Source organism: Candidatus Methylomirabilota bacterium (assembly GCA_027293415.1).
Classification (GTDB): Bacteria; Methylomirabilota; Methylomirabilia; order Methylomirabilales; family CSP1-5; genus CSP1-5.
The window spans coordinates 1-9,387 of record JAPUFX010000216.1 but is presented as its reverse complement, the minus strand read 5'-3'; the positions used below and the strand labels follow the sequence as shown (position 1 = coordinate 9,387).

Genomic DNA, 9,387 nt, shown 5'->3' with positions numbered 1-9,387 from the left:
GAGTAGCTGCACTAACTCGCGTTCAGAGGCCGTTCTACCGAGCAGGTCCGGCTCCTCGAGGACTACAAGAAGTCGCAAGGGATCTTTCATACGGCCGATACCCCGGAGGCGGAGTATTCAGACGTCCTCGAGTTCGATCTCGGCACGGTCGAGCCAAGCCTGGCCGGGCCTCGCCGCCCCCAGGACCGGGTGAGACTGAGTGACGTTAAACGCTCCTTCCATCAGGAACTTCCGACAATGCTCAAGGCTGCAGCCAGCCGGGCCAAGACACCCGGCGTCGAGGTAGGCCGCTTGGAGAGCGAAGGGGGAAAGCCAATGGGGGTGGCGGTAGCCGAGCCAGAAGGAGAGTCGGCTGCTGTACGCACGCGGCTCAACGGTGACGAGTTCACCCTCCGCCACGGCTCCGTTGTGATCGCAGCCATCACGAGTTGCACGAACACCTCGAACCCCTCGGTCATGATGGCGGCCGGGTTGTTAGCCAAGAAGGCCGTGGAGCGAGGTCTCACTTCGAAGCCCTGGGTCAAGACGAGCCTGGCTCCAGGCTCGAAGGTCGTAAGTGACTACCTGAAGGAGGCAGGGCTCGATCGCTTCCTCGAGGCACTTCGCTTTCACGTGGTCGGCTATGGGTGCACGACCTGCATCGGCAACAGCGGGCCGCTCCCGCCACCGATCTCGCGCGCCATCCAGGACGGAGGGCTGGTGGCGGCCGCGGTCCTCTCTGGGAACCGCAACTTCGAGGGCCGGATTCACGCGGAGGTGCGCGCGAACTATCTTGCCTCCCCGCCCCTCGTCGTGGCCTACGCCCTGGCGGGACGCGTCGATATGAACCTGGCTGAGGAGCCCCTAGGTCGCGGCAAGGACGGCGAGCCGGTCTTCCTGCGGGATATCTGGCCCACACAGCAAGAGGTGGCCGACGCGATCCGGACCGGGGTACAGTCCGAGATGTTCCGGAAGACTTACGAGGATGTCTTTACCGGGGAAGAGCGCTGGCAAAAGCTCCCGGTGCCCGAGGGCGATACCTACGCCTGGGATGAGACCTCCACGTACGTGAAGCATCCACCCTACTTCGTCGACATGCCGGTCACTCCCCCGTCCGTCGCGGACATCCTCGGGGCCCGGGTCCTCGCCGTCTTCGGCGACAGCATCACCACGGACCACATTTCGCCAGCCGGTTCGATCCATCCGGATAGTCCCTCGGGCCGTTACCTGCAGGCGGAGGGGGTGACCCCCTCGGATTTCAATACCTACGGGTCGCGCCGTGGAAATCACGAGGTGATGATGCGCGGGACGTTCGCCAACGTGCGGCTCAAGAACCAGCTCGTGCCCGGAGTGGAGGGCGGGGTAACCCTGCATCTGCCGGATGGAGAGCAGATGCCGATCTTCGACGCGGCGATGAAGTATCACAAGGAAGGGGTACCCTTGGTCGTCTTGGCGGGGAAGGAATACGGTTCTGGCTCATCGCGGGACTGGGCAGCCAAGGGACCCCGGCTGCTGGGGGTCCGGGCGGTCATTGCGGAGAGCTACGAGCGCATTCACCGCAGCAACCTGGTGGGTATGGGAATCGTGCCCCTCGAGTTCAAGTCGGGTGAGTCGATCAAGAGTCTGGGACTGAGCGGCTACGAGCTGTTGGATATCGTCGACCTGGTCGAACGGATCGAAAGCGGCTTCAAAGGCGGACGCGACGTGACCGTCCGGGGGAAACGCCCAGATGGGAGCAAGTTCAGCTTTACCGCCACCGTCCGGATCGACACGCCACAAGAGATCCTCTACTACCGTCACGGCGGAATCCTGCACTACGTCCTGCGCAGGTTGGCTGGAATGACCTAGCCGCGGACCATCGGATTCCTCACTCAAAAGTCTAGGCCGAACGCTCAACCAGGGCGCTCGGCCTTTTTTATCGGCGGTAAGAGTACTACTGCTACATAGCGAGGTCTGGGGTCAGGACCCACTCCAGCCGGAAGCCCCCATCGACCCATGCGAGACAGGCGATTGCCCCTGCCTTGAACTGGATGATCTCTGACTCGGGATCGCCGCGCAGGAGGGCCGAGGCGAGGCGGCTGAGATGAGGCAGGTGCCCGACGATCATCAGCGGTTCCCGAGATTGTTCGATCTCGGCCTGGGCTTCCCCAGGATCATCCATGGGGGACAGCCCTTCCACCTCGTGGAGGCCGCGGGTCGGTGAGAGGTGTTCGGCGAGGATTTCGGCCGTCTGCCGAGCGCGCAGCTTGCCAGAGTGGCGGATCTCTGCGATTTGAAGTCCCATGGCCCCCACATGACGGGCCACTCGGGTTACTTCCTCGCGACCGTGATCGCTTAGTGGTCGGGCGGGATCTTCCCTCTCGGACTTCGCCTCGCCGTGTCGTACCAGGTAACAGTGCATCGACCTTCTCTCCGGCTGCGGTTACACGATCGCTTTCTGGAGCTCATGCGTGGATGTGCGCAAGTCGGCGCGCCTGCCGGCCATGGTGTACGAGAGGCCGAGCTTGACGTGCAAGAGGGGGAGGAGCGGCGCCAGGAAGGCAGGATAGGTGTCGTGGACCATGTGGGCGATCGAGACGAGCAGGACGCTGGGGGTATGAAACTTGCCTTCCCTGTCGGTCAATGACGGACGTGCGCCTTGCGAAGGAGGTATAGCCATAAGCACTGAGGTGGATTCTAGCCCACGAGGCCGGTCCAAAGGGCGAGGACAAAGGAAAGGGCCGTAAGGAGGATGCACGCGGTCGCCGCCAGCTGGTGGGTACTTTGCTTTTGCTTGTGGTCGTTGTGGCCGAGGGCCATCGCCGCCAGGTACCCGCCCAAGAACCCACCGGCGTGGGCGAAGTTATTTATCCCGGCCATCATGAAGCCTAATACAAAGAGGACAAGCGCCCACTGCCCGTACTGGCGAAAAACCATCACCCCGAACGTTCCCCCACGGCTGCGCCCGTAATGGACCATGGCGCCCAAGAGGCCAAAGATTGAGCCCGAGGCACCGATGGTGAACGGTAGGCGGACCCAGTTGGACACGACGAAACCTAAAACGCCCGCTGCGGTGAAGATCACGATGAGACGAGAGCGGCCGTACACCCCCTCGACCGCCGGCGCGAGCTGGTTGATCCACAACAGATTGAAGAGGATGTGGAGCAGACTTCCGTGGAGGTAGATCGCGGTGAATAGTGTCCACCAGCGGCCCAGGGCCCACGCGTAGGCACCGGTCATTCCGAGGGCGTTGAGGGCCGCCCTGCTCGGCGCCAGGAAATCGAAGGGGTTGCCGAGGCGCAGGGCAGTCCGCGGGTCGAGAAGCAGGGAGAGAACATAAACGGCAACACAGACCCCCATAACGACGCGGGCAAAGTTGAGTTCGCCGAGGAAGCGCGTAATACCAGGGCCGAATCCCCAGAGCCCAGGGTTACGCCGCCCACAGTAAAAGCACGCGGGCGCATCTATGCTGTTGAGCCTTCCGCAGGAAGGGCAGACACTCGAGCCGGACTTTTTACGAAACATGTATGAACTCTCCGTGAGCCAAGGCGGCCATGTGTAGCCAAAGGCATCTTTCCTTTATACCCCGTCTTGTTCACACGGTCCATTATTTTGCTGCCGCCAAAGAGCCCGGGACGCTGATGGCAGCTATTGCGTGGTGTGAGCGAGACGGGCGCTCCCCGAGTTGTGCCAGAGATGGTCCCAGGGTTATACTGATCCGGTTGGTGGCTCCGTGCTATCCACAGGCAGAAGAATTGCATGCGTGGAGAAAAATGAAAGGGGTAAAGGGCGGCAAGGGACGCGCAGAGCTGGAGGTCGAATGAAACGGTTGCTCTTGATCGGGATCGTTGGGTCAATATTGATCCTGAGCGTTGCGCGCACGGGCTTTCCCATCGAGGGACACCCGACGGAAAAGACTCCGCAGTCTCCGACCCTTCGAGCAAAAGGGTGGGTGTCCTATGACCTCGCCGAGCTGATCGCTAATCTGGCCGAGCTGACGAACTGGCCTGTCGCGGATTGGCCAAGCCCACAGATTCTGCAGGCCCCATCTGAGGCCTTTCAAGGCTGGACGCAGCTCAACCGCCGCAGTTACTTTGGTCAATACGATCCCGAGCGGAACCGGATTTTCCTCAACCTCCGCTGTATCTCCAAGTTCCCGGAGCACCCGGGGGCCTACTGCATCGCCGTCCTCTTTCACGAGTTGGTCCATTGGGGACAGTACCATTCTGGAATGGAAGAATATATAAGTGGGTCAGAGCGGGAACTCCACGCTACGGACTATGAGAAGCGTTACGTAGAGGCCCGGTTGGGGATTGAGGATATGTATCCGCCAGACCGCCCGACTCCTGATCAACTTCCACCACTGGGGATGCCGATCCGCCTGAAAGGGCCTGCGCGGCGTGTCATCGTCCAGGACGTGGCGGGCCAGCGCCAAGGGCTCTGGGTCATCACAGGAACCTGGCTAGAGGTGCGCGCCATGAAACGCTATCAGGTGCAGGTCATCCATCACCGTAAGCATTGGGTCGGTGTGCGGATCTTCCAGATTGACCCAGTAACGGGAGGTCGGCTCGTCGAGGGGTGGTGGGATCGGGGCTACATCCCGCCTCAGAGAGGTGTGGGTCCCGACATCACGTTCCCGGTGGATCCGGTTTACCGGGCCCGGTGGGTGCGGGTCCGATAATCTTCTTCTTTACTCTGGAATCTCAAGGACGCGTTCGGTGACCACTGAGGATGGATCATCGGGATCCCCGAGGACGGTAAAGGAAATCTTCCGCCAATCAGCGGAGAGCTTCTTGACAAGCAGCTTGGCCCCGGAAACCCAGGAGCCCTCTTCCGTTTTGATCTCGATGGTATACGCGCTACCCGGCGCATCCTGACACCCCCGAACAATAGGAGTGGAGTCATTCCGCCTTGTGACCCAATCTTCGGGAAAGGTAATCCAGTATCCGACTCGCGGGGAGTGCGAAGAATACATCGGGTCACGGACAACGATCTTCAGGAGGTGACCACGATACGGGTCGACATAGCTCACTATCCAATTGTGGATTTCGGCGCATACCTCGGTGAACCCCGCGGCCTCCATGCGTGGAACCCCGGGGCCGATACTAAGCCCCATCGCGAGGTATAGTCCGATCGGAATCAGCAGCTTCTTCATCCACTCCTTCCTGTACGTGGACTGTTGCGGGCGCGCAACACTATCCCGCACTGCTATGTGTGTCAAGTATGCCGCAGCAACTCCCAATGTCAAGAGATCCAGCAGAGCTAACCCCGTCCAAGAGTTTTGCCAGGTGTGATGATTACCCTTCAAGGAGAAGCAGGATGCGCCCAAGCCGAGCGGTGGAATCGTCAAGACCGCCGGGACGATTGCGGCCTTGCCAGAGTTCTCGGTGCCGGCCGATCAAGGCCCTGAGTTCGGTGGCTAGCGCAGTCCGGGTCTGGACCAGTATGGCACCAAGGGGCCTGTGTTGGCCCTCCTGCAGGCGGCCCATGCCAAGCCGGCAGGCCAGCCGCAACATGTCGGCGACCCAGCCGAATTCTTTCCTAATGTCCTCGGCGTCGGGCCTCGCCATGCGCACCTTCGTCAGCGGCGCCATCACGCCGTCGATATAGGCAAGCGTCCTTTCCAGGGATTCGAAGCTCAAGCCCTCGACCTGCAGGTGGGACAGGTCGTGATCGGCAAAGACCAATATCTGAAAGAGGACCGAACTGTTTTGTAGGCGGGGACCGGCATGCAGATAGGCATTGCCCAGATCATAGGCGAGGCGACCCATCACCCCAGCCTGGTCGCGGAAGACATGCGCATCGAGCAGCGCCGGTATGTCCAGGCGGCTGGGGTCGGCAGCATCGGCGCTATACCAGCTCATCCCGGCCCCGGCCAGCAGGCCAAGATAGCTTACCGGGAAGGGTTGCAAGTGCCCGTTGTCCCCCCAGTCGGTCGTGAGAAAGCCGATGGCCCCGGTGCGGTGGCCTGCCGCGGCCGCGTTGCTGATGTTCGCCAAGGCATTTTCCGTCCGCCCGGCGAGGCTGTTCCAACTGCTGGTGCCCGGACAGACGTAGACGCGCTGTCCGGCGGCCGTGAAGAGACGGCTGTGCTCGGCAAAGGGATGATCGGCCTCGTAGCCCCACTCCAGGATGATGACGTCGTTGGGCAGTTCGCGCAGCAGCTCGGGTCTCTGCCGCAACATGTCCCCCCAGCACTGCATGGTTCGACCGTGTTGGCTCACCAGGCCGTGAATATGTTGCACAAAGTCGAGATAGACCCGCTCCTGGCCCTTCGCTGCGCAGACCGCAGCAGAGCGGCCGTGGCCCAGATCGAGAGTCTCATCGAGTCCCACATTGAAGTGGCGGCTGGTGAAGTGGGGGAGCAGTTGCTCGTGCAGGTCGGCCAGGAGCGCGAGGCTTCCGGGGTCGATAGGGCAGAGACCGTAGGGTTCTCGATTGGGGCTAAAGGGGTGGGAAAGGCCGTCCGGACATTCGGCCAACCGGCGATAGGGCTCGTGAACCAGCCAACGATGCATGTGGCCAAAGCTGTTCTGGTTGGGTACGAGCTCCACGTAGCGGTCCCGACAAAAGGCGTCCAGGGCCTCAATCTCCGCACCGGTGAAGGGGCTGGCATACTGCCAGACGACCTCGTGCCCACGGTAGGCAAAGGTATGCTTCATGTAGAGCTGTACCTGATTGATCTTCCAACTGGCCAAGAGGTCCACCAGATCGAACAACGTCTCCATGGTGGGGACTTTGTCCCGGCTCACATCAAGCATGACGCCTCGGTGCAGAAAATCGGGCCAATCGTCGATGCGGAGGCCGGGAAGCACGAAGGGGGCGTTTGCGGTGGCCGGTGCGTGGAGATGTATCAGCTGGGTGAGAGTGCAAACGCCGTAGAAGGTCCCGGCCTCGTCGGCGCCGATCAGGGAGACGCCCGCGTCGTCAATCACGAGGCGATAACTCTGGGCCCGGGTGAGCAAGGCCGGATCGAGGCGAATCGTGATGCGAGCCTCTTGACGGCCCCGTTCCTCGGTGGCGTCCGCGCTCCGTCGGGGGCGTCGCCCGTAGCCCCGCAGCAACTCTGCAAGCCACTCGGCGGTCGCCTGCAGATGCGGAGACGCCATATCGATCACAGGCTCCTCCGGCACCGCGAACCATGCACCCGTCCGTTCCACGTGTTGCGGTCTGGGGAAGAGAAGGGTGAGGTGCTTACTCATGCGGTCCTTTCGCCGGGTGGAAAGGAGGAAGAATTCTCATGTCAAAGACGGGACATTGCGGCAGGGATGGAATGAGATGCGGCTCTTTTCGCAGGAATTGTAACGGTTTGCGATGTGAGCGTCAACAGGCTGGTGGCCTTTCCAACTTGAAACTGTGTGGCCGGGTCGGTATCATGCTCGCGTGAAGAAGGATTGGTGCTGACGCTACATCCGGACCGGACCCCCAGGGAAGGGTTAGGGTTGGCAAATGCCCGAAACGAAAACCATGTTGATCAACATGGGCCCGCAGCACCCCTCGACCCATGGGGTCTTACGGCTCGTGCTGGAGCTAGATGGGGAGGTGGTCGTGAAAGTCACGCCCCACATCGGCTACCTGCATACCGGCATGGAAAAGATCATGGAGTCAAAGCGGTATCAACAGGCCATCACTATCACTGACCGATTTGATTATCTCGCCCCCATGTCGAACAATCTGGCCTTTGTGTTGAGCGTCGAGAAACTGCTGGGTATCGATGTTCCGGAACGGACCAAATACATCCGGGTCCTCCTGACGGAACTTACGCGGATCAAGAGTCACCTCGTGGCCTTGGGGACGATGGCCTTAGAGGTCGGGGCTCAGAGCGTTTTTCTCTACTGCTTCCGGGAACGGGAAAAGATCCTGGATATCTACGAGATGGTCAGCGGGGCCCGCATGATGTCAAGTTACTTCCGGGTAGGGGGACTCATGGCCGATCTCCCGGAAGGCTTCGACAAAGCAGTTCAGCAGGTCTTAGGCGAGTTTCCCCCGCGATTTGATGAATACGAGGACCTCCTGACGAAAAACCCGCTTTGGATCCAGCGCCTCAAAGGGATCGGGGTGATCAAGGGCGAAGAGGCCATTGGCTGGGGGTTATCTGGTCCAAATTTGAGGGCGTCTGGTGTCCCCTGGGATTTGCGAAAGTCAAACCCGTGCTCCGGTTATGAGCAGTTCGATTTCGAGATCGCCCTCGGACAGGACGGCGATTCCTACGAGCGGTATCTTGTACGGATCTTTGAGATGCGACAGTCGCTCAGGATCGTGGAACAGGCCCTCAAGGAGATGCCGGGGGGTCCGATCAATATCGACAATCCCAAGATCGTGGCCCCGCCGAAGAAGGTGGTCCGACAGAGCATGGAGGCGTTGATTCACCATTTCCTCCTGTACTCCCAGGGCTTCGATGTACCGCCGGGAGAAGCCTATGTCCCGGTAGAGGGACCCAAGGGGGAGGTAGGCTTCTATGTGGTGAGCGACGGGACCAACAAGCCCTGGAGGGTCAAGCTTCGTCCCCCCTCGTTTCTCAATATCCAGGTCCTCCCCACACTGATCGAGGGGCACATGCTCGCCGACGTTGTGGCAATCGTCGGCAGTATCGATTTCGTCATGGGAGAGGCAGATCGGTAGGGTGGTGCACGACGGAACTTCCGGGATCAGCCTCCAAATCTTCTTCTTCCTGGTGTTATTGACCCCCAATTCTCTCGTCAAGACGCCCCACCACACAATCGATGCGAAGTGACCGCCTAGCGCATGCTCGACCAGGTCCGCGCCTTCCCAGGTAGAGCCCCACCATCTGGCAAGTAAATCTCCAGTTGACATACAATACATTCTATGCTATACATGTATTACAAACACTACGGAATCGGAGGTAGCTATGTCAGTGTCGATTTCGGTGAGACTCCCAGAGGAGGTAGCAAGGGCTCTGGAAGAACTCGCAAAGGTTACGGAACGGCCTAAGACCTTTCTGATCCGGAAGGCTCTGGAATCATATCTTGGTGAGTATGCGGACTTTCAGATTGCTCTGGACCGGCTCCGTGACAAGGACGATGCGGTCATCTCTCGCGCCGAGTTGAGAAAGCGGCTTGGCATATAAGATCGAGTACAAAGCTTCCGTTGTTAAAGACCTCAAGCGGATCGATAAAAAAGAAGCTGCGCGTCTCCTCCAAAAATTGGAACAGGAACTTGGTCGCGGTGGAAAGGATGTGGAACCGCTTCGAGGTCAATTTCGGGGGCTTTGGCGCCTGAGAATTGGCAACTATCGGGTCATCTACGTGAGGACGGATGAGGGTTTCCTGGTCCTCCGTATCGCACACCGCCGCGAGGCTTACCGGAAGTAAAGGATTCGTGATCATGAATACGCGGTGACCGCCTAGCGCATGCTCGACCAGGTCCGCGCCTCCATAGCCCGCCGCGCACCCACATCCTCCCAATCCA

The 9,387-nt window shown here is 60.2% G+C and carries 9 protein-coding genes and 1 pseudogene; 5 read left to right on the top strand and 5 right to left on the bottom strand.

The genetic code is table 11. The annotated features are described in order from the left end of the window. The first annotated feature begins 27 nt into the window (after positions 1–27). A pseudogene (acnA, locus tag O6929_14400) lies at positions 28–1,827 on the top strand (aconitate hydratase AcnA). A 91-nt stretch (positions 1,828–1,918) separates the two neighbouring features. Here acnA and sixA read toward each other — a convergent pair. From sixA to O6929_14385, 3 genes are read right to left on the bottom strand one after another with little or no spacing between them, the layout of a single operon-like run. Then, complete coding sequence (sixA, locus tag O6929_14395) at positions 1,919–2,380, bottom strand: phosphohistidine phosphatase SixA (protein ID MCZ6481571.1); 462 nt, start codon at positions 2,378–2,380, stop codon at positions 1,919–1,921. 21 nt (positions 2,381–2,401) lie between these two features. Continuing rightward, the gene (locus O6929_14390; GenBank protein ID MCZ6481570.1) at positions 2,402–2,638 is read right to left on the bottom strand and encodes a hypothetical protein; all 237 of its coding nucleotides are present in this window, start codon (positions 2,636–2,638) and stop codon (positions 2,402–2,404) included. A gap of 17 nt (positions 2,639–2,655) precedes the next feature. After that, on the bottom strand, positions 2,656–3,483 hold the full coding sequence (locus O6929_14385) for a rhomboid family intramembrane serine protease (GenBank protein ID MCZ6481569.1): 828 nt from the start codon (positions 3,481–3,483) through the stop codon (positions 2,656–2,658). A 295-nt stretch (positions 3,484–3,778) separates the two neighbouring features. Between O6929_14385 and O6929_14380 the strand changes: the two genes are divergently transcribed. Further along, on the top strand, positions 3,779–4,639 hold the full coding sequence (locus O6929_14380; protein MCZ6481568.1) for a hypothetical protein: 861 nt from the start codon (positions 3,779–3,781) through the stop codon (positions 4,637–4,639). A 9-nt stretch (positions 4,640–4,648) separates the two neighbouring features. Here the strand turns inward: O6929_14380 and O6929_14375 are convergent, their stop codons facing one another. After that, positions 4,649–5,113: a hypothetical protein gene (locus O6929_14375; GenBank protein MCZ6481567.1), complete on the bottom strand. Its 465-nt coding sequence runs from the start codon at positions 5,111–5,113 to the stop codon at positions 4,649–4,651. Positions 5,114–5,255: 142 nt separating this feature from the next. Continuing rightward, complete coding sequence (locus O6929_14370; GenBank protein MCZ6481566.1) at positions 5,256–7,160, bottom strand: family 20 glycosylhydrolase; 1,905 nt, start codon at positions 7,158–7,160, stop codon at positions 5,256–5,258. 247 nt (positions 7,161–7,407) lie between these two features. Between O6929_14370 and nuoD the strand changes: the two genes are divergently transcribed. From nuoD to O6929_14355, 3 genes are all read left to right on the top strand, one after another. Then, positions 7,408–8,580 (top strand): NADH dehydrogenase (quinone) subunit D, encoded by a 1,173-nt coding sequence (nuoD, locus tag O6929_14365; GenBank protein ID MCZ6481565.1) that lies wholly within the window; start codon positions 7,408–7,410, stop codon positions 8,578–8,580. Between the two features lie 247 nt (positions 8,581–8,827). Further along, on the top strand, positions 8,828–9,046 hold the full coding sequence (locus O6929_14360; protein ID MCZ6481564.1) for a ribbon-helix-helix protein, CopG family: 219 nt from the start codon (positions 8,828–8,830) through the stop codon (positions 9,044–9,046). Beyond that, positions 9,036–9,290, top strand: coding sequence for a type II toxin-antitoxin system RelE/ParE family toxin (locus O6929_14355; GenBank protein MCZ6481563.1), 255 nt, complete (start codon positions 9,036–9,038; stop codon positions 9,288–9,290). The genes O6929_14360 and O6929_14355 overlap by 11 nt, the downstream gene beginning before the upstream one ends. Positions 9,291–9,387 lie beyond the last annotated feature (97 nt).

What these genes read in the sequence shown, in the direction of transcription:
- sixA (MCZ6481571.1), bottom strand. Translation starts at nt 2,380, where the DNA reads ATGCACTGTTACCTGGTACGACACGGCGAGGCGAAGTCCGAGAGGGAA.
- O6929_14390 (MCZ6481570.1), bottom strand. Translation starts at nt 2,638, where the DNA reads ATGGCTATACCTCCTTCGCAAGGCGCACGTCCGTCATTGACCGACAGG.
- O6929_14385 (MCZ6481569.1), bottom strand. Translation starts at nt 3,483, where the DNA reads ATGTTTCGTAAAAAGTCCGGCTCGAGTGTCTGCCCTTCCTGCGGAAGG.
- O6929_14380 (MCZ6481568.1), top strand. Translation starts at nt 3,779, where the DNA reads ATGAAACGGTTGCTCTTGATCGGGATCGTTGGGTCAATATTGATCCTG.
- O6929_14375 (MCZ6481567.1), bottom strand. Translation starts at nt 5,113, where the DNA reads ATGAAGAAGCTGCTGATTCCGATCGGACTATACCTCGCGATGGGGCTT.
- O6929_14370 (MCZ6481566.1), bottom strand. Translation starts at nt 7,160, where the DNA reads ATGAGTAAGCACCTCACCCTTCTCTTCCCCAGACCGCAACACGTGGAA.
- nuoD (MCZ6481565.1), top strand. Translation starts at nt 7,408, where the DNA reads ATGCCCGAAACGAAAACCATGTTGATCAACATGGGCCCGCAGCACCCC.
- O6929_14360 (MCZ6481564.1), top strand. Translation starts at nt 8,828, where the DNA reads ATGTCAGTGTCGATTTCGGTGAGACTCCCAGAGGAGGTAGCAAGGGCT.